Below are 19,441 nucleotides of genomic sequence, written 5' to 3'. Positions count from 1 at the left end.
ATTTTTCCATTGCTAACCTGTCTGGCGATATTGCCAGCATAAAGTTTAGTATATTCAGTAGGAAAAATATTTCTTAATAAGAACTCTTTCTGTTATTTACTAGTGAATTTATCTAACATTTTATATTTCTATAGTAAATTTTACCATTTAACAGTCGGTACGCCGGTTTCCTGTCCCGGATACTTACGCGCGGACTTTATCCATAACGATTAATATGCAAAACATCTTATTGAAGGCTAAATCAACTATTTGACAGCGCGCGAGTGACAAGGCACTCTTAGCGCAGATTTATAATCGAGTCGGGCCTTAACGGCGCATGTGCTCCTTTAGCATCACTTAATATCAGCCCTTATTGCAGCACCTCATTGCAGCACCTAATTGAATCACCGGAGATTGAAGTCATGCCAGAATATCGTTCACGTACCACCACTCATGGTCGCAATATGGCCGGCGCTCGCGCTCTTTGGCGCGCAACAGGGATGAAGGATGGCGATTTTGATAAGCCGATCGTTGCCGTGGTTAATTCATTCACCCAATTCGTCCCGGGTCACGTCCATTTAAAAGACCTCGGTCAAATGGTCGCCCGTGAAATCGAAGCAGCAGGCGGTGTCGCTAAAGAATTCAACACCATTGCCGTTGATGATGGTATTGCGATGGGTCACGGCGGTATGCTGTACTCATTGCCATCGCGCGAACTGATCGCCGATTCAGTCGAATACATGGTCAACGCGCACTGCGCGGATGCAATGGTATGTATTTCCAATTGCGACAAAATCACGCCCGGTATGCTGATGGCAGCGATGCGTCTGAACATTCCGGTCGTCTTTGTTTCCGGTGGTCCGATGGAAGCCGGAAAAATAGTCGAGGCAGTCTTGCCGGGTAAGGCACCCGGCACCGGGCGCATCATCAAGATCGATCTGGTGGATGCCATGGTCAAAGCTGCCGACTCATCGGTCAGTGACGCAGAAATCGCAGAAATTGAACGCTCTGCCTGCCCCACCTGCGGATCATGTTCCGGTATGTTCACTGCCAATTCAATGAATTGTCTGACCGAAGCACTGGGTCTGGCATTGCCAGGTAACGGGACTATTCTCGCAACGCATGCTGATCGCAAGGAATTGTTCTTGCGGGCTGGACGCCTGATCGTTGAACTGGCAAAACGTCATTACGAACAAGATGACTATTCCGTTCTGCCACGCACGATTGCGAATAAGGCCGCGTTTGAAAACGCTATGACGCTCGATGTGTCAATGGGCGGTTCTACCAATACCGTGCTGCATTTGCTGGCTGCAGCGCAAGAAGCAGAAGTCGAATTCAAGATGGCCGATATCGACCGCATCTCACGTAACGTGCCGTGCTTATGCAAAGTTGCACCGGCGACGGATAAATATCACATCGAAGATGTCCACCGTGCTGGCGGGATTATTAGCATTCTGGGTGAGTTAGCGCGCGCTGGATTGCTCGACACCACCCGCCCGACAATTCACAGCAAAGATCTGGCAGAAGCCATTGCTCACAACGACATTACGCAGACCCAAGACCCCGCGGTCCATAAATTATTTAGCGCCGCGCCCGGTGGTGTCGCAACGCAAACGGCGTTCTCACAGGAAAAGCGCTTTGAGAGCCTGGACATGGACCGCAGCACAGGTTGCATCCGCGATAAAGCCCACGCCTATTCTCTGGATGGCGGTCTGGCAGTACTGTACGGCAACCTGGCTGTCAACGGCTGCATCGTCAAGACCGCTGGAGTGGACGAAAGCATTCTAAAATTCACCGGCAAAGCACGTGTATTTGAAAGTCAGGACGCAGCAGTCGAAGCGATTTTGGGTGACGTGGTACAAGCTGGCGACACTATCATTATTCGCTATGAGGGACCAAAAGGCGGCCCCGGTATGCAAGAAATGTTATACCCAACGTCGTACATCAAATCCAAAGGTCTGGGCAAGTCATGCGCGTTGTTCACAGATGGCAGATTCTCGGGCGGTTCGTCTGGCCTGGTGATCGGTCATGCGTCTCCTGAAGCGGCTGAAGGCGGCGCAATTGGTCTGGTCGAAGACGGTGACACGATCGAAATCGACATTCCAAATCGTCGTATCCATTTGGCAATCAGCGACGATGCACTGGCTCAGCGCCGCGTAGCGATGGAAGCCAAAGGTAAAGATGCATGGAAACCGGTGAATCGCCAGCGTTACGTATCACAAGCGTTGCAAGCGTATGCTGCCATGGCAACCTCGGCCGATCGCGGTGCAGTGCGTGATATTAGTCAATTAAAGCGCTGAACTCAGGTTCAATATCCTAAAAACTGCTTGGGCAATTTCACAAAACGCACCGCATGGTGCGTTTTTTTATCGAACTCAAGCGCGAGCGGACTTCAAACCGTGGAAACTACAAGTATTGAACAAACTGTTCAGCTCAAAGACTGCGTAAGTTGCGGGCTTTTGTCCCCCCTCTCTTCCGCCCAAAGCTATCTGTCGGCAAGGGCAAAAGGCGTAAAATATACACTGCTGGAACGCAGAGCAGGATCGCTAAAACACTACTCATTAAACTCCATCCTAAGCCGTAGCGATAATCATGCGGGATCAAATGCAGAAGAGTGGCGACGCCTCGAATTAAACTAAAAAAAATAAAGTGCAAAGGAAAAATGGTGAGCGTATTTGCTGACAACCATTTAGTTATCCGTGAGGAAGGCAATAAGCGAGAAATGGCGAACGTAGCGAAAATACCCATTATAGCTGTAGGCAAATAGAGCGCGGGCCACAGTCCAAAATCCATATTTGCGAGGTCGACCGAGCCAGTTTTCGATACGGCGTAAACGAGTGAAGCCAATGCTATAAAGAAACCTAAAAAAAGATCTGATAGCGTTAGGTTGGTAAAATAATTTTTCTCACGAACAGCTTGCCCCATAGAATAAAACGACAACGCTATGAGCATTGTGGATAATCCTAACGGTAATTGAGCGGCTGTCGATTTCCATAGTATTGAAATGGCAAATGCCACGGCTGCAAACAACGAGGTAGCAGTCGTAGTTGAAAACAATTTACGCGATGCGTGATACGCAATGATTGTCGAAAAAAAGCAGGGAAAAAACCACAGCGGAGGGTCAACATATAACTCGGACACTACTCCACTAAAGAAACTGCCAACGGGTGCATGCCACGTAGTTCCCAAATACATCAGTGCCTTATCACCAATATTGCGTGTAAGCAGCCAATATATATACGCAAATATAAAAAATAAAACATAGGGCAGCGCTACGTTTTGTAATGCTTTTTTAGAGTTATCTACGATGCTAGTCTCTAACTTATTCGACTTGATCAAGAAGCCAGAAATAAAAAAGAACAACGGGACGTGAAAGCCAAAGATTAAATGTGACACAAAATCCGGGAGTCCTTTGCTGTGCCCAAGCACAATAAGAGCAATGCCGATGGCTTTAGCATTATCGATAAAGTCGTAGTGATTGAACACGATCTTATCCGGTGACGGTCCAAAGCTGGCCCTACCCGACCCAAATCCTAAGGCCCTCATGATACTAACCTCGTATCCAAAAACTTATCCGGTGCCAGTAGCCGCTCCACCACCTCGGACCAGCTCAAATGTAATTTTTGGGGCGGTAAACGCGGCGCCTCGAGCGCCCCTCGCACAGCCCGTAGAATAGACTCAGCATCGCCGGGGGTATAACCAAAGCGTGAGACGTAGTCCCCCACTACCCCGTTCGGACAGACTGCCGGTAATTGAAAGAAATCGTACTGGATCAACTTCATGGAAGTGTCCGAAAGATAGCGCGGGACATTCTCTGAACGATACGGTGCTATTCCTATAGTTGCATGTTTAATGTAGGGCAACGTAAGCAGGTGCGGCATCTCAACGTGCACAATAACGTTTTTTCCAAACTCTGGAAGTACTTCCATTCCACAGCCAATAATGTGAAACGTCACCTCAGGAAATAGTTTCGACGCAATGACGAAAAAATCCGGGTCGAACAACATGGATCCCACCGACACCGCATGCAACCCGGGGCCGTACGGCGATGGATTTGCGTGATCCTGGACGGAAGAATCAAAGCCGTGCGGGACCACATAGCAATTCTTCAGATCTGGCATCTCGTCCGCCATGAGAGACGAGGTCAGGCAAATGGCATCCATTTTGGGACCAACTTCGGCGAAAGTATTCTTCACATACGATGCCACATTGATGGTTTCAAGGTCGTCCGAAGCAAGATAAATAGTCTTTGCTTTCGGATTCAGACGCTTGACAAGATCAAAGAAAATCGGCGCGATTCCACTTTCGAAGATGATAACGTCTGTGTTTTTTATCCACTCGACCAAGATCGGGTTGGGATTATTAATATATCGCTTGAACAAAAAATTTTCTATTGGAGCGCAAAAATTATGCCGCGTATTGAACGGATGAATAAAGGTCTTCCATAAAAAACAGTTGACGCCATCGCGCAAGCCGACTTTATTTGCAAGACGATTTAGCGATTTCCTGGGGTCCGATTTTAACTGCGACAGAAAACTGTATTGGCAAGAAAAAAAACTGGTCGGGCCGTATTTTTTTAATTCGGCAGCTATAAAATGTACGTTAACACGGCGGCGGGACCTATAGTCATGGGCCGTTATCATCAAAGATCGCATGCTTATCTTCCTTAATCTAAATACTTATTCATCTGGATCCCGGTTTGACGTCACTTTATAAAATGCGGATGAAGGGCGGCGCAATAACCGCGAAAGATAGATGATTGCAAGCACTTCCTAACACCACTTCTATAACCTGCTTCTGCTTCTGCTTCTGCTTCTGCTTCTGCTTCTGCTTCTGCTTTTGCTACGCTATTTGTGTAACATTGCTTCTGTAATACCGCTTATTTACCAACGCTTATTTAACACCGCTGGTATATGTCCTCGAACCGAACAATATCGTCTTCCCCAAGGTAACCGCCGGACTGTATTTCAATCAGATGAAGCGGCATTTTTCCTGGATTTTCTAGCCGGTGCCTGATGCCAATTGGAATATAAGTAGACTGGTTCTCGGTTAAAAATTTTTCTTCTTCCCCGCAGGTAATCCGCGCAGTGCCGCTAACGACAACCCAATGTTCAGCGCGATGATGATGCATTTGTAGCGACAGTTTTCCACCCGGATTAACGGTGATGCGTTTCACCTGAAAACGATCACCGATATCAATCCCCTCGTAGCTTCCCCAAGGCCGAAAAACTTTAGTGTGATTCAGATGTTCCGGGCGCCCCTTAATCCTGAGGTCGTCGACGATTTTTTTGACCTTCTGAACCTGATCTTTGTGGACCACCAATACCGCGTCCTTAGTTTCGACCACGATCAAATCCTCCACGCCAACCACAGCGACGAAGCGACCTTCTGCCCGAATCATTGAATTGGTAACACTATCGGTATACACGTCGCCACGGAGAACATTTCCGTTAGTATCGCGATCGAGAATTTGCGATAACGCAGACCACGATCCAACGTCGTTCCAGCCGATTTCTGCCGGCACCACCACTGCATGCGCGGTGTTTTCCATAACCGCGTAGTCAATTGATTCGGATGGACACTCAGCAAAAAAAACCTCATCCAGACGGCAGAAATCCAGATCGCGATACGCGTCGTTAAAGGCTTTCCGGCAACTCTCTGCGATAGCCGGGCGGAAGGTATGAAGCTCTTCCAGATAACACGATGCCAAAAATAAAAACATCCCGCTGTTCCAGCTATACGCTGGATCAGCGACAAAAATCTTCGCCGTTGAACTGTCAGGTTTTTCTACAAATTTTTCAACCGCGAAGCAGCCGTCGGCACTCTCCACCGCTTCACCTCGACGAATATAACCATAGCCGGTTTCCGGGCCGGATGGCACGATACCGAAGGTTGCCAGAGCACCCATTCGCGCTGCCTGTGCGGCACGCTGAACGGTTAGATGAAACGCCTGGACATCAGCAATCACGTGATCAGCGGGAAGCACCAGCATCAGCGCCTCCTTGTCTTCTTTTAACAAAAAATGGGCCGCCGCCGCCACTGACGGCGCGGTATTTTTCCCTTCCGGTTCCAGCAAAATACCCAATGGGGTAACCCCGATGGCGCGTAATTGCTCAGCCACAAGAAACCGGTGCTCGTTACCGCAGGTGATGAGCGGCGGCATCAACTCTGTCCACTCCGACAAGCGCAACAGGGTTTCTTGTAACATCGAAAACTGCGAGCACAGCGGCAACAACTGCTTTGGCAATGCCGCGCGGGAGAGCGGCCATAAGCGCGTTCCGGAACCTCCGGCAAGGATGACGGGATAGATTTTCATGCGATACCTAACGGCGTGGGCGAATTCGATTTTGTCGTGGCCTTTTGCTGAGATCCGGGTTGAGGTTTTGATGGTGGTTTCGAGTGCGATGCTGACCGTGATTCCGATTGCAATTCAGGTGCAGTTTCAAGCTGGCCTTCAAGCTTTGTGTTTGGTGGCAATTCAGGTTGCTTATCGCGTGCATCGCCCCATTCACTGTTACCGGATTCTGGCAATTGCAACATATCACCGGCACGGTTGACGCTATAGTCCTTTACTACCACCATTTCTTCCAGATAGGCGTCAGGCAAAATCCGCGTGTATTCAAACAAGACGCTCCGGACTACCTTCGAACCGGAACATATATGGCTGCCATGTCCTATCCAGGTCGGTCCGATGATGGTGCAACCTGGCTCAATCAGGCAACCGGCACCGATATATACCGGCCCTTGAATGGTCGTGCCGCTCCAGTCGATGCTAGTGTTGAGACCCACCCAAACACCGTCGGCAATTTGCGTACCGGGGACTTCCAGCTGCGCTACCGTTCCTTGTAAAACACTTTGCAACACGCTCCAGTAATCGGTCACAGTACCGATATCGATCCAATTGAAGAACCGTTGTTGCGCGTAAAACGGCAAACCTTTTTCGGCCATCAATGGAAATAAGTCAGAGCCGATATCGAACATAGTGCCAACGGGTATCAAATCGATGGCCTCCGGCTCAAATATATAAATACCTGTGCTGGCGAAGTTAGAAAGTGCATCTTCCTGTTTAGGTTTCTCCTGAAACGACTTGATCCGGCCATCGGTATCAGTTACCACCACGCCGTAACTATCAACTTTATCCCAAGGGACTTCTTTGGTGATAACGCTGACCATGGCACCTTTGCGCTTATGCTCAAACAACGCGGAAGTCAGATCCAGATCGATTAATGCATCGCCGCATATTACGATAGTCGTATCATCGAAGAAGTTTGCAAATTCCTGAATTTTTTTGATGCCGCCTGCAGAACCCAGCGGCTCGGGAATTACTTCGCCACTATCATTAATATAACCTTCAAAGGAATAACCAATCTGCACCCCGAACTGACTGCCATCACCAAAATACTCTTCGATTTTTTGATGTAAATAGCTGACATTTACCATAATGTCGCGCACGCCATAGCTGGCGAGAAACTCGACCAGATACGCCATCACCGGCTTACCCAAAATGGGGATCATCGGCTTTGGAAGATCGTAGGTAAGCGGACGAACGCGTGTACCCTTACCTGCTGCTAATATCATTGCTTTCATTTTTGCACCTCTTGGGTTAATTCAGCTGATTCTCGACATCATCTCAACATCTTTACATTGCCACCTATCCTTTGTCCCTGCCTGCATATTCACCACCTCAGGCTTTCAGGTTTGTTGCGGGTGTTGTATGTTTATCTGAACTATCGCCTCGATGCTTTCGACACAGAAACAAAAATTGCATGATGTCGAAGGTGTAGCGACGCAATAATCTGCGCGGCTCCAGGCACAACCGATACAACCACTCAAGGCGTGTGCGTTGCACGAATGCTGGCGCCCGTGCTTTTTCGCCACTCCAGAAGTCGAACAATGCGCCGACACCGATGACTACATTGGCGTGCAGCTTTGGGCGACTCGACAATATCCATTCCTCCTGAATCGGATTGCCAAGCGCCACCAATACCACTTCGGCCTGCGCGTCATTGATATCAGCAAGCAATTCAGCATGATCATGTTCGATACCGGTATACCCGTCGCAAGTCCCAACGACCGTCTGCCCCAACGACACCTGAACATGTTCAGCTGCTTTGGTCAGGACTTCCGGCTTTCCTCCCAATAGAAACACACGCAACGGTCTTTGGACATGAGAGAAAAAATACGGTATGAAGTCAGTGCCATTTAAATTCTCCTCAAATTTTTGCCGGCGAAACAAAAACGCGGCGATGTCCATGCCAACGCCATCGTTAACTATCGTCACTGAATCACTTTTCATGGTGCCCAACATATAGCGGCACTGAACAATGAAATTCGTATTAGCGAAAAATAACGACACCTTTTTGTGCTTCTGCACGATCTGGCGCAAGTACCTTGCCAATATCGGCGAAGTCGTTTTGATAACCGGATAACCGGCTATAGGTATAAATTTTTCTTCGCTCATGACTAACTCCTGGGAAATTTGTACTTACAATCAACTTGGTAAGATTTTCATTATTCATCGCACAATGGATCGCCGGATGCGCAGTGCAGCCAGCAGCATCTCGTGCCACGAACTGTTCACTGCTCTAATTTTCCAACCGATAATCGCCACAATAAAGGGATACAGCAAGCAGGCGATCAGCACGCCGCCGCCTATCAACACCCCATCATTAAAGTCCTGCGGTATCAGCAGGAGATAAGTACCTAAACCCAAGAATAAAATAATGCTACCCACCAAAGGTGGGGCGAGCGCGTACCACATCATGCGAACGTTCAAACCAAGCGATCGATTCAGTATGATTTGGGAAACCGGAAATACCAGTAGAAACGCGCCACAAAATGACAAGCTCATACCAAGTAGACCGAAGTGGTAAAAAGATGAGGCGAGCGCGGTCGCCAGTATCAATTGCGCTATACCTACTAGCACCGGTACCCGGTTTTTACCCATCGCAAAAAACAAATAGTCATTTAGTTGGGTAACGGACGACAGCAGATACAAAATGGCCAGAGCGCCAATGGCCGGTGCTGCAGGCAACCATTTGGCACCGAAAACTGCCGTTACCAAAGGTTTAGCTAATACCGCCTGGAAACATAGTAAGGGCGCGGCGCAAAAGAAAGTAATGCCCAGTATTTTTAAATACCCCTGACGCAACGCTGCCAAATCTGTCCCTGCGTTGGAAAATACCGGTAACGCTACCTTATGCATGGAACTGGCAATAACCAGATACACAGACGACGTCACGCGCTTAGCAAGGTTGTAAAGGCCCGTGGCATACGGCCCAAGAAATAGGCCTACCAATAAAGAATCACCATTCGTGTTGGCAAATCCAAGAACCCCGGTTAGTCCTACTTGCCGAATGTCATCCCAATAGCGCCGCGTCAACGCACTGTCTAAAACACACCGAGGCAACCACCGGGTTTGCACCACAACCAACACCAGTGCAAGGGCGGATGCGGTCACCTGCTGCACAACCAGCGCCATACCGCCCCACCCTTTTGTTGCCAGCACAATGCCTACCGCACCGCCAATCGACACTGATAAAATCGAACGGACCGCAAGCTGCCGGAACATCATGTTGCGCACCAGCCTGGCTTCATACGCACGCACCAGGCCATAAAACACTACCGAAACGCTCATACCTTGCAACACCGATTTCAGGTCTGGCGCACGAAAAAGCACGGACACCAGGCCCGCCGAAAAGAACATTAATCCGGCGAGCAGCAGACCGGCCAGCGTGCAACAAGTAAATACCCAGGAATACAGCCTGTCAGTGGGTTCTTTGGACCGCACGATAGGCATAGCGATAGCATCAAACACGACCAGGCGCGTGAACAAGATAAAAAGGTGCGCGACCGTCAATAAGCCGAAAGCATCCGGTGCCAAAAATCGTGCCAGCACCGCAAAGATCACGAAAGAAAGAATCTGCTGCGCGAGGTTATCCACGATCGACCACATCGATCCTGACGCAACGCCCCCGGATTGCTTAAGTTTCATTTTGCTTTTACTCTCAACTTGCGCTCAGACTTAAATTCCATGGGTACTCTCGTTCTTTAAATAATTTGAAGTGTTCACACTTGGTAACCGCAAACACTTTTACATTCAGCCGTGTCACATCGCTGGTTTCAAAACTGCCATTTGAGGCTTATCACCGTTAGCGTCCGGTTGGAGGGTGAACGGATAACTCCCTAACCATTTTCCGGAAGACCAATAAGTCCAGCCTCCCCAGATGGATGTATTTTTGGTACCGTTGACAATCGCCCCTAACGCCTGAAGGCACGACGGATTAGGTTGCACGCCGAATTCGCCAAGAAATAACCGTTGTCTGCTAGCAATCGCCCATCGCGTCATTTTAGCCATGATGGTATCCAAAGCCGCAGGATCAATACAACTGTTACTAGTACCGGAAAAATTGGCATCTGCATATTGGTGAGTTTCGATCATGTAATTATTTGCGGGGTCATGAAATCTGCGAAACGCGTCCGCATTTGATACCCCGGCACCTTTTTCAAACCATGAATGTGCGCCGCTCCATCCGCCGCCGGGAACCAAAATCAAATTTTTTGCACCTTGTATGCGCAAGGCGATTACCGTTTCTTGCGCAACTACCGCCCATTCCGCAGTTGGCAATTTACTGGGTTCGTTCATCAATCCGAATGCAACGTTAGCAGGATCTTTAAAGGAAGTTAGCAGACGCTTCCACAAGTCGATAAATGCCAGATGCGGCACCGTGGCAGAACCAATAGGTTGGCCTCGATACTCGCCATAGTTGTGTACGTCCAGTATCAAGCAGACGCCGAGCGAGCGAGCAGCAGCGGCAGTGTCAGTGATCCTTTGGAGTTCGCCCGGGTCAAGAGCGCCGAATAATGTTGGCTGGATCCGCTCCCAAAGAAACGGCAGACGAAAAGTATTCATCCCCGCTCCCTGAAAATGATCCATATCCGCCATCTCCGGATAAATGTAATCCCTAAAGACCACGCCGGGCAATTTTTCAGCAGCAAACTCCGCTCCACTTAAATTGACGCCAGCCATGCGATTGCTATTGAGGCAGTTAGCATATGCCGCATGCGTCACAAGTGAGCATCCGACCAATAGCGACACCGTTAAACCGCTGCGCGATTTACGTAGCAACGGTCGAAGTAGCTGGAGCGCGAGACTTCCCAGGTAGAACAAATAGTAAAGTATCGATGTTGAAAATATTTTTATCATTAGTTATCACCTTTAATGGAGCGCATTTTTTCAGTGGATGGCACAGGAAATATTGAAAATATTTTTTTCTTACAAGAAGTGCCTAGTGCGTTAATTAAGCGTGCACCAGGTTTCTCAATAAAGTGAAAACTCAACCAGGAGGCAAGCAAAACCACCAAGCCAAACGCAACCAAATAAATAATGTGAAGCGAGACCGAAATGAAGTCGCTCCCATTCACCCTGGGCAACTTCAGAAAAAGATATATCAAAGGCATATGCAGTAAGTAGAGGGAAAAACTGCATTCGCCACAAAAAACGATAAACTTATTTTCGAAAAATATTTTTCCAACTCTCGATGGAAACGTAAAGCAAAAAACCAAAAATGCCCCGACAACAGCCGTCAGTAAACTGTTATAAAATTCCTTGTTACTTATAAAGGGCAATGAAATGGTACCGCTTTGCATCAGGACCAGCAGGCCGATCAGAATCATATGCAAAAAAGTGATGGAATTTTTTTCTTGCTCATCTTTAATGCGGGAGCGCACCACACCTGCGACAACCCCAAACAAAAAATAATGTAATTTAGCGCCTATAAAAGTACCGGGAAAAAAATTCCGACAGGACAGAATGGCGATGCTCCCAAACACCAAAAACATGATTCCCACGATATCGAATCGCTTCAGATACCGACTGGTGGCGGCCCATACAAGAATAAATAAAACATAAAATTCAACTTCCGGCGTGATACTCCAGAACACCGAAACATTCCCTGAGAAAAGAATATGTCGCAGGATGTTCTGGTTGGATATCTGGTATACAAAATTCGGATCCATAAACGTATAAACGATATAAGAAAGTAACAACATAAAAAGATAAGCTGGCGCGATCCTTGAGAAGCGCGAGATTGCATACTCAATTACATTTCCCAGCGAATATGTCTTCCCTACATAAAGATAGGCCATCAAAAATCCGCTCAATGAAAAGAAAATTGTTACACCGACCTCTCCCAAAAAATTGATTTTTAAAGGTAATGAAAAAGAGCTTATCGAATGGGCGTACACCACCATCAACGCCGCCAAGCCGCGCAAGCCGGTAATCGCATCAATTCTCGTTTTTATCATAACGTTACCAATAAAAAATATTTAGTAAATAAATTTGATAAAAACCGCGCTAACACTTTATTGAATTTTTATAAACATCCACATATTTACTCGCGATATGTCGCCAGTTGTAGCGATCCGCGAACTGCTGCATGTGGGTACGTCCCGCCGCATAATTACATTGGTTTTCTTCGTGTAATCGAAGTAGTTGTCCAACGGTATCTTTTGCATTTTCTGACGAAACTAATAGGCCCCTTTGAGATTGTTTGACCAGATTGCGAAAAGGTGGGATGTCACTCAGAACCGGCGTCAGTCCCGCGCTCATTGCTTCAATCGGTGCGATCCCAAAACCCTCATGCCGCGACAAGCAGATAAAGTAGCTGGACTGCCCGATACATGCTGCCAATTCATCATCCGTTGGATTGGGCACTATTTGAACGGCATCCGTCAGCCGGTGCGTAACTAACCATGATTGCAATTCGTCTGCAGTGTGATCGTATTCGCGGCCGGCCACGATCAGTTTCCAGCCGGGCTGACGCACTGCCAATTGTTTAAATAGGGCAAGTGTTTCGAGCAATCCTTTATTGATAGACCAGCGCCCAAAATATATCAGCGTCCGGGTTGGCATCGGCGCCGCCTGGTTCCTGTATTTTTCAACGTTGACACCATTTTCGATCACCGCCAACTTAGGGGCCTTGACGATTTTTTTAAAGATGTCGCCGTCGTTGTCGCTGGTGGCAATGATCATGTCGTAAGCCATGGCGGACGTGCGCGTTATCGTATTAAAATAGATTTTTTTGAGTGTCGATGCAAAACTAGTATGAAAGAATCCACCATGCGTTGAGGCAACCAGCGGTCGACGATGAAAGAGCTTTGTCAACGCCATGTAATCGAAGAAAAAATCAATCCCATGCACATGGATAATATCAGCGTCGGCTACATGCTGCAATACTTGGGGGCAGAGTGGATAACGGCTGGTTCCATGAAACGGCAGGCGCACGACACCCACGCCGTTGACCACCGCTGTAGACGCCAAAACTTCGCTGGAATTTCTGAATAACCGATTGAGGGTAATGATCCGTGGAAGCTGGTCATAGTGTTCGCGCTGCTGGCGCGCGATATTTTGTACCACGTCTTCCAGGCCGCCAATGGAAGGAGAATATTGGCGCACAATGTGTACGACTTTGATAGGCATAGTAAGCGTCCTTTTTAAGCGCGAAACAGTTTTGATGCGATTCCGGGTCGAGCTGACACCGCCACTTTTTCTTGACCGACCAGGCAGCCGACCAGAAACCAAAGAATGCCGGCAGTCTTTAGTGCAAATAATGAAGTGCCGCTAACGCACAGGATCAGAGACATATATAGTGTGATATAGGATCGAAAACGATCTCCCCTTTCGTCCTCCATTCTGAGCATCCAGAAGGCAGCCCAAAGAGACAGGCACAGCACCACACCCAGTCGTGTTAGCAAAGACTGATATCCCATATCTCCAAAACTCATATCAAATCCTTCGACACCAAATATCATTCCGAGACTTGATTTCAGCAACATTTTTCCGCTAACGTAAAGGCGTCCGATAACGTTATCGCCATACCCGCCATCAAAAAATAGCGCAATTCCCAACAACATCCCGACGCTGAGCAGTGGCATGACGATCATCCAGACATTTTTTTTACTGAAAGGCAGACAGCGCATCAATACCAGCGCCGCCACGGTAATCATCCCGTAACGCGAGTCGCTTAATGTGATCATCATGGCGGCAGCCAAAAGAAAAAAAAGCATTTCCTTGATCTCCTCACGCCGCTTAGACAAGCCCCAGGCACCAACGATCACCGCAAAATTACCGAGCGATACGGGCTCCAGAAAAATCGACGATACGCGGTGACTCCCGAGTAACGCTGGTAAGATCGTGCGTCCGATACCTTCCGGTCGCATCCCGTTCAATCCGAGGACACTGCCCTTGGACCAGTTAGAACCGGCAACCAAACTGCCTTGACTAACGTAATAGGAAAAAATATTGAAAATGCGGGAAAACGAATCCAGAAATAATAATTCGAAAAGTCCAAAAACCAGCACTACCATGACCATCATTTTCAAGAGGCGGTCCGCATAGTGAAGGTTACCGATCTGGCGTCCAAGTCCGTAGAACAGGATAGGAATCATCACGTCCCTGAAGCCTTTTGGATCCAGTTGATTGCGAAAAATTGCCATCAGCAAAAGGTAAGCACCGACCAGCGTGGCCGTGGCCACAAACTCAAGCCGGATTTGCTTACTTAATACCACGATACAGGCGAGGTAAATAACGCCCTCGGTCAAACCCACGCCAGCCATTGAGATCGTATGCACATTGGTATGAATCGCGCACAGGACCGCTTGATAAACCAACGCGATCATCAAAATCCAAAACACCAGCGCGCTATCCGGTATTGTCAGATCCACTTTACGCGGGAAAATAAAATTCCTGGCGGCTATAAAGTAATGCATACGCCTGGTGTGCCTTTATTGTTGCAATACGTTTACGTCCGAAACCACGACGCTTTAAAAGCAAAATTTGTATCAAAAATTTTGTCCACAACTGAATCCACTACTTTTGTCGTCTTACCGCCAGCGTCTTGCAATTATTCATAAACCAACGCCGCCTTAGTCCGCTACGAATTTCCCCAAATCCCTCCACTTACAGATTAAAGGGTTGATACGTCGCTTTTTATGTGGAAGGGAAAACACTTTGTTCTGCTAACAAAGTCTGGCAATCGAACGGCTGAGACAATTCCTACTGAAGGTCATGCTCGGAGACTGTCTCAAGCCGCCGCGCATCCTCGAAACGAATACCTTTTTCCTGTTGCAAACGTTGAACCTTGGTCAGTTGTCCACTGTTAGCTATCCTTGCTCCAGCAGACTTCGCCACATATTGGTATCCTTGCGCGCGGTCGCTGTGAATCGACTTTACCAAGGCTCCACCGCGCGAATGGGGGGACGAATCGACGATCCGGGTTTTGAAATAAACCATCGCGCTTAACCCTTTAGCCCTGGTTTTTCCCGTCGGGAAATTGATCGCGCAGCAGGTTCAACTTTTTTAGGCCCGGACTTGCCCCAGTTGATAGTGCCAAATACAGGCGCTTGCAGTAACGACGAAGTATCTTGATGAGTCCTCACTCGACGATGTGCCAATTCTTTTAATACAGCCAATGCCACGCCGAACATCAAGCCCAACATGATCGACAGAACTATATTGAGTGAAATGTTAGGACTGACCGGGTGCATCGGAATGGTCGCGGCGGTTAGCAATGAAACATCTGACTGATTGGAATTTCCCTCAAGTTCAGACCGTGTTAAACGCAAATTAACTGCGTCATACGCCCGCTGCGTGTTGTCCACATCTTTTACCAGTACCGCCAGTCCGTCGCGTGCACGATTAAGTTGCAATACCTTGGCTGTTTGTGCTGCTACCGCGGCGCGTACTTCAGCCTCACGCTGACGCAATATCCGACCATTATTTGCAGCGCCATTATTTGTGGCGCTGATATTACTGTTTAGCTCGGCACGCAATCTATCTACTTCTGCTTTTGCCGCTTGGTACTGAGGATGATTAGGTGCAAGATTCTGCGCCATCAACGCAAATTTTCCTTCGGCTAACGCAAGTGATGACTTGAGCGTTTGCACTAGCGAATTGGCTATCACGTCCGGCGAATCTTTGCCGCCGCTACCCATCGCCTGTTTACCGCGGGACGAAGCTTCGATGGCCTGCCCCTGAGCGCTCACCAGTTGGCTGGAAAGATCGTTCAAACGCGCAGTTTCGACGTCCAGATGATTATCGGTACTGACTAGTCCGTGTTCTTGCTGATATCGGGAAAGTTTGTTCTGCGCCGTTTCCAGATCCACACGCAAGGTTTTTATCTGTGCGGCGAAATACTTCGCAGCCTGGCGCATTGGCGCGGTCTTGATCTCAAGGTTGACCTGTTGATAGGCGTTCGCAAAACCGTTTGCGACTGTTGCAGCGAACTTTGGATCGCTACCTTTGGCATTAATTTCAACCACGCTACTTTCTCGTGCCGGGGAAACATCCACCATTTTTAACAAACTATCCGCCAGCCAGTCACGGATCGAACCGGCGTCGTTTGAGACCTTTGCGAAGCGCTGCTGAAAGGATGGGTCATTCACAAGGCCGAGATTATCCACCGCCTTCAACGCGACAATTCTGCTGCTGACGATATCCATCTGCGTGGCCATATAGCCAGCGACCAACTGCGCGGGCAGGACCTCTCCCGATACCGGATCGGACCCTTTATAGTTGAGCAGCATCGTGCTTGATGCTTTGTAGGTTTTTGGTAGAAACAGGCTGACAACTGCGGTCACTCCTGCAATCAAGACCAATGAAGCGAGCACAATTTTGTAGCGTGCGCGCAGAATGATTAAAAGTTGGTAAAAAGTCATGCTAACATCCCCCCTACATGGCTATCAAAAAGTAAGGTTACGTGTGACACCAGATCCACACATGCCTTGCTCCAATAAGAACCGCATTTTTTACCGATCGCGTTCTTAAAGCCACTCTTTGCGGCAATCAAAACAGACTTTCCTGGACATACACGACGTCATCCGACCTGAGTTCATCATCGGTTTTAACGCTAAAAGTTTCTGTTTTTCCGTTCGCATCAAGACGCTTGACGCGCAAGCCGCGTTCCGTACCACGCGGCGTCAGTCCACCGCCGATCGACAACGCCTGCGTCACATTCATATTGCGTTCCAGCCGATAGCCGCCCGGATGCTGTACCTGGCCATAGATATAAAATTTTGGTGCGCGATCCACGTACACCATGTCGCCATTGATGAGGTCCAGATTTGCGGTCATGTCGGCAGAATGAATCATATCGACCAAATTAATAACCTGCTTTTTAGTTTTTCCGTTACGGGTCCGCACGATGGTAGCGGTATCCCCACCATCCGGACCGACGCCGCCCGCCACAGCCAACATATCGGTCACGGTGCGCGTGCCATTAATGGGATACCGGCCGGGGTGCAGAACCTGACCAAGAATAGATACCTGTTGACTCTGTAACTCGGTGACCAGAATGTTGACTTGAGCCGTACGCAAAAATTTTCCGCCGATCAACAGACCCGAAATCTTCTTTTCAGCGTCTGACGCAGACAGCCCACCGACATCGACATGGCCGATAAGAGGAAAGGTAATACTTCCAGCTTCACTCACTTTGGTCTCCAGACTCAGGTCCGGATTGCCAAATACGGCTATTTTCAACACATCCCCGGGGCCTAGCGGAATATCGGCGGCACGCGCACAAATTGTTGAAAGCGCCGACGTTAGCAGCAACATCGTCAGCAAGGCTGTAAAAAGTTTTTTTAGCATTTCCTTTATCCTCATAAGGGGTGTTTCTTCGCTGCAGATTTTGATCACGTTAATCATTTTCTATTCAACGCGGTGACCGAGCCTGCTGCTTCTTCGCGTTTGTCATCATCGCGTTTGTCGGGGTAGTCGAGATACTCAAGTTTGGCTAATGGGCGCAAGCGGGCTACTTCTGAAGCCGCCACCTCCTGTATCTTGGTATTCATCAAATATCGCTCTATCTGCGCTTTTGCCAGTGCCAAAGGAATGGGACTCTCCACCACGTTGGTAAGTGCAGAAAGCAAATCTCGGTCGCCGTCTTTCAAAACAAACAAATGATTTTTTTTAAGGTTTTGAAGCTGGCTAAGTGCATCAGCAGGTAAGTCGGCGCTAACATATGAAACGGCCGTTTTGACATGTGCAATGTGGTGCGCAATCAACCAGGCTTCTACCTGATCCAGCGAGGTTGCGGCCTCCATAACGGCTCGTAGCGTACTACTAAAATCCTGCGAGGCGATGCGCAATTGATGAATATCAAGCACCTTTCGATGAGAAAATAACTCAGGATGCGACTTGAAAAAATTATCAATATTTTCTGTAGAGGGCTTGACTGAGGTTCCCGCTTGCGATTCAAGATAGGCCTGAACGACCGCCTGAGTCCTGTATTGCTCTATGGCTTCCCGCACTCTCGGGTCGCGATCCATTTTGCTACGCTCCGCTTCCTCTAACAAAATCTTCCGTTCAATCAACGCTTCCAAGGCCAGTTTTCGTGCGGCTGGGCTAACCTGCGTAGCGGACTCCCGGACAGGGCTTGCGCGCGCTAACTCCGCATCGAGTTGATGCGACGTGATCTCGGCACCATTTACCCTGACCAAAATCTTTCCAATATTTTTATCCCTATCGCTACAGCCGGATAACGCCATGGCTGCAAGCGGTGCCAACAGCATCAGTATCCCTACACCATTACGGCGCAAGGCCACCTTGGACTTATCAGAGTTATTAAAGTGTTTGTGGCTAGTCAAAATCCGACTCCTGAAAATAAAGAACAACCGCCCTTGTTTGCCGTGCGCATCAATTGACCCGTTAGCGTCGCAACGAATAAATCAGACTGCGGCAATAATCTGCGTCGGATATACGCCGATTGATGCGCGCATCGGGCGACGGCGTATCTGATAAAGCGTCAAGCAAAGTCCTACCAGTAGCAACGTCCAGCTGGCAGGTTTTGGGGGTGGTTGCCGCTTGAAGTTTCTGAGAAAGTAGTACAGAGAGTCATCAACAGCACTCACGCTCGACACTGTTTTTTCATGCACCTCGCTTCCGCCGATGGCCAGTCCCGAGTTCCGCGTTGCCGCATCGATATGCGGCCAGATACCATGGGACTGCGCTAACGCGGCAAAGACAACATGCGGGGCGGGGGCAGAACTCGAATCACTGGTGCGGCGCGATCCCAATGCGGATTTTTCAAATCGTATCCGCGTTATATTGGGTGAACCAGCCCGTGCGATAGTCGTCAAATTCTGGGTCGTGACAGAGCTGACACTTTGGGTTAAATGCGATGTATCTATCGTGCGTGGTGCCAGCTGAAAGATCGGTATCGCAGCGCTAGCAAGAGTCGCTTGTCCTGAGAGTGCGAGACCCAGCAAAAATATGACTTTTTTCATCATCTTTCCTTAAGAATACGCACACCAACACATCTGGCGTGCATTCAAAACATCCGGGCAACGTTCAATTCCCCATCCCCGGATCCATCATTGAACAAAATTATTCATGTCCCGACTTAATACGCATTATCTTTTTTCAATACTTCCTTGACGGTGCGGGCGATAATCAACAGGTCCAGAC

Annotated in this window: 15 protein-coding genes; 1 reads left to right on the top strand and 14 read right to left on the bottom strand. The window is 48.5% G+C overall.

Annotated elements, in window-relative coordinates:
• Positions 1 to 401: 401 nt before the first annotated feature.
• Positions 402 to 2,279 (top strand): dihydroxy-acid dehydratase, encoded by a 1,878-nt coding sequence (gene ilvD, locus HAV38_RS19000; RefSeq protein WP_168056984.1) that lies wholly within the window; start codon positions 402 to 404, stop codon positions 2,277 to 2,279.
• Between the two features lie 133 nt (positions 2,280 to 2,412).
• Here ilvD and HAV38_RS18995 read toward each other — a convergent pair whose 3' ends face one another.
• The 14 genes from HAV38_RS18995 to HAV38_RS18930 all read right to left on the bottom strand — a co-directional run bounded on the left by HAV38_RS18995 (position 2,413) and on the right by HAV38_RS18930 (position 19,263).
• Positions 2,413 to 3,465 (bottom strand): acyltransferase family protein, encoded by a 1,053-nt coding sequence (locus HAV38_RS18995; protein WP_168056983.1) that lies wholly within the window; start codon positions 3,463 to 3,465, stop codon positions 2,413 to 2,415.
• A gap of 56 nt (positions 3,466 to 3,521) precedes the next feature.
• Positions 3,522 to 4,634: a glycosyltransferase gene (locus HAV38_RS18990; RefSeq protein ID WP_168056982.1), complete on the bottom strand. Its 1,113-nt coding sequence runs from the start codon at positions 4,632 to 4,634 to the stop codon at positions 3,522 to 3,524.
• Between the two features lie 242 nt (positions 4,635 to 4,876).
• Positions 4,877 to 6,295: a mannose-1-phosphate guanylyltransferase/mannose-6-phosphate isomerase gene (locus HAV38_RS18985; RefSeq protein WP_168056981.1), complete on the bottom strand. Its 1,419-nt coding sequence runs from the start codon at positions 6,293 to 6,295 to the stop codon at positions 4,877 to 4,879.
• Complete coding sequence (locus HAV38_RS18980) at positions 6,292 to 7,566, bottom strand: nucleotidyltransferase family protein (protein ID WP_168056980.1); 1,275 nt, start codon at positions 7,564 to 7,566, stop codon at positions 6,292 to 6,294. The genes HAV38_RS18985 and HAV38_RS18980 overlap by 4 nt, the downstream gene beginning before the upstream one ends.
• Before the next feature lie 97 nt (positions 7,567 to 7,663).
• Positions 7,664 to 8,440: a WecB/TagA/CpsF family glycosyltransferase gene (locus tag HAV38_RS18975; protein ID WP_168056979.1), complete on the bottom strand. Its 777-nt coding sequence runs from the start codon at positions 8,438 to 8,440 to the stop codon at positions 7,664 to 7,666.
• A gap of 54 nt (positions 8,441 to 8,494) precedes the next feature.
• Positions 8,495 to 9,973: a lipopolysaccharide biosynthesis protein gene (locus HAV38_RS18970; protein ID WP_168056978.1), complete on the bottom strand. Its 1,479-nt coding sequence runs from the start codon at positions 9,971 to 9,973 to the stop codon at positions 8,495 to 8,497.
• A 114-nt stretch (positions 9,974 to 10,087) separates the two neighbouring features.
• The gene (locus HAV38_RS18965; RefSeq protein WP_168056977.1) at positions 10,088 to 11,185 is read right to left on the bottom strand and encodes a glycoside hydrolase family 5 protein; all 1,098 of its coding nucleotides are present in this window, start codon (positions 11,183 to 11,185) and stop codon (positions 10,088 to 10,090) included.
• Positions 11,185 to 12,285 (bottom strand): acyltransferase family protein, encoded by a 1,101-nt coding sequence (locus HAV38_RS18960; protein ID WP_168056976.1) that lies wholly within the window; start codon positions 12,283 to 12,285, stop codon positions 11,185 to 11,187. Before HAV38_RS18960 ends, HAV38_RS18965 begins: the two co-directional genes overlap by 1 nt.
• Before the next feature lie 49 nt (positions 12,286 to 12,334).
• Positions 12,335 to 13,459, bottom strand: coding sequence for a glycosyltransferase family 4 protein (locus HAV38_RS18955; RefSeq protein ID WP_168056975.1), 1,125 nt, complete (start codon positions 13,457 to 13,459; stop codon positions 12,335 to 12,337).
• Positions 13,460 to 13,473: 14 nt separating this feature from the next.
• Positions 13,474 to 14,748: a polysaccharide polymerase gene (locus HAV38_RS18950; RefSeq protein ID WP_168056974.1), complete on the bottom strand. Its 1,275-nt coding sequence runs from the start codon at positions 14,746 to 14,748 to the stop codon at positions 13,474 to 13,476.
• 528 nt (positions 14,749 to 15,276) lie between these two features.
• On the bottom strand, positions 15,277 to 16,695 hold the full coding sequence (epsF, locus tag HAV38_RS18945; protein WP_168056973.1) for a chain length determinant protein EpsF: 1,419 nt from the start codon (positions 16,693 to 16,695) through the stop codon (positions 15,277 to 15,279).
• Positions 16,696 to 16,822: 127 nt separating this feature from the next.
• Positions 16,823 to 17,623: a polysaccharide export protein EpsE gene (epsE, locus tag HAV38_RS18940; protein WP_168056972.1), complete on the bottom strand. Its 801-nt coding sequence runs from the start codon at positions 17,621 to 17,623 to the stop codon at positions 16,823 to 16,825.
• Between the two features lie 53 nt (positions 17,624 to 17,676).
• Positions 17,677 to 18,621 carry an EpsD family peptidyl-prolyl cis-trans isomerase gene (locus tag HAV38_RS18935; RefSeq protein WP_168056971.1) on the bottom strand — a complete coding sequence of 315 codons (945 nt, stop codon included), beginning with the start codon at positions 18,619 to 18,621 and terminating at the stop codon, positions 17,677 to 17,679.
• A gap of 81 nt (positions 18,622 to 18,702) precedes the next feature.
• Positions 18,703 to 19,263 (bottom strand): hypothetical protein, encoded by a 561-nt coding sequence (locus HAV38_RS18930; RefSeq protein ID WP_168056970.1) that lies wholly within the window; start codon positions 19,261 to 19,263, stop codon positions 18,703 to 18,705.
• Positions 19,264 to 19,441: the final 178 nt, after the last annotated feature.

It is taken from the genome of Glaciimonas immobilis, from assembly GCF_011947285.1.
Lineage (GTDB): Bacteria > Pseudomonadota > Gammaproteobacteria > Burkholderiales > Burkholderiaceae_D > Glaciimonas > Glaciimonas immobilis.
Note: the sequence above shows the minus strand (reverse complement) of the source record. Positions and strands in the feature narration are given on the sequence as shown.

Bases quoted from the DNA above. Each gene is read 5' to 3' on its own strand.
- HAV38_RS18975 (WP_168056979.1), bottom strand. From the start codon at position 8,440: ATGAGCGAAGAAAAATTTATACCTATAGCCGGTTATCCGGTTATCAAA.
- ilvD (WP_168056984.1), top strand. From the start codon at position 402: ATGCCAGAATATCGTTCACGTACCACCACTCATGGTCGCAATATGGCC.
- HAV38_RS18990 (WP_168056982.1), bottom strand. From the start codon at position 4,634: ATGCGATCTTTGATGATAACGGCCCATGACTATAGGTCCCGCCGCCGT.
- HAV38_RS18985 (WP_168056981.1), bottom strand. From the start codon at position 6,295: ATGAAAATCTATCCCGTCATCCTTGCCGGAGGTTCCGGAACGCGCTTA.
- HAV38_RS18950 (WP_168056974.1), bottom strand. From the start codon at position 14,748: ATGCATTACTTTATAGCCGCCAGGAATTTTATTTTCCCGCGTAAAGTG.
- HAV38_RS18955 (WP_168056975.1), bottom strand. From the start codon at position 13,459: ATGCCTATCAAAGTCGTACACATTGTGCGCCAATATTCTCCTTCCATT.
- HAV38_RS18980 (WP_168056980.1), bottom strand. From the start codon at position 7,566: ATGAAAGCAATGATATTAGCAGCAGGTAAGGGTACACGCGTTCGTCCG.
- HAV38_RS18930 (WP_168056970.1), bottom strand. From the start codon at position 19,263: ATGATGAAAAAAGTCATATTTTTGCTGGGTCTCGCACTCTCAGGACAA.
- HAV38_RS18960 (WP_168056976.1), bottom strand. From the start codon at position 12,285: ATGATAAAAACGAGAATTGATGCGATTACCGGCTTGCGCGGCTTGGCG.
- epsF (WP_168056973.1), bottom strand. From the start codon at position 16,695: ATGACTTTTTACCAACTTTTAATCATTCTGCGCGCACGCTACAAAATT.
- HAV38_RS18970 (WP_168056978.1), bottom strand. From the start codon at position 9,973: ATGAAACTTAAGCAATCCGGGGGCGTTGCGTCAGGATCGATGTGGTCG.
- HAV38_RS18965 (WP_168056977.1), bottom strand. From the start codon at position 11,185: ATGATAAAAATATTTTCAACATCGATACTTTACTATTTGTTCTACCTG.
- epsE (WP_168056972.1), bottom strand. From the start codon at position 17,623: ATGCTAAAAAAACTTTTTACAGCCTTGCTGACGATGTTGCTGCTAACG.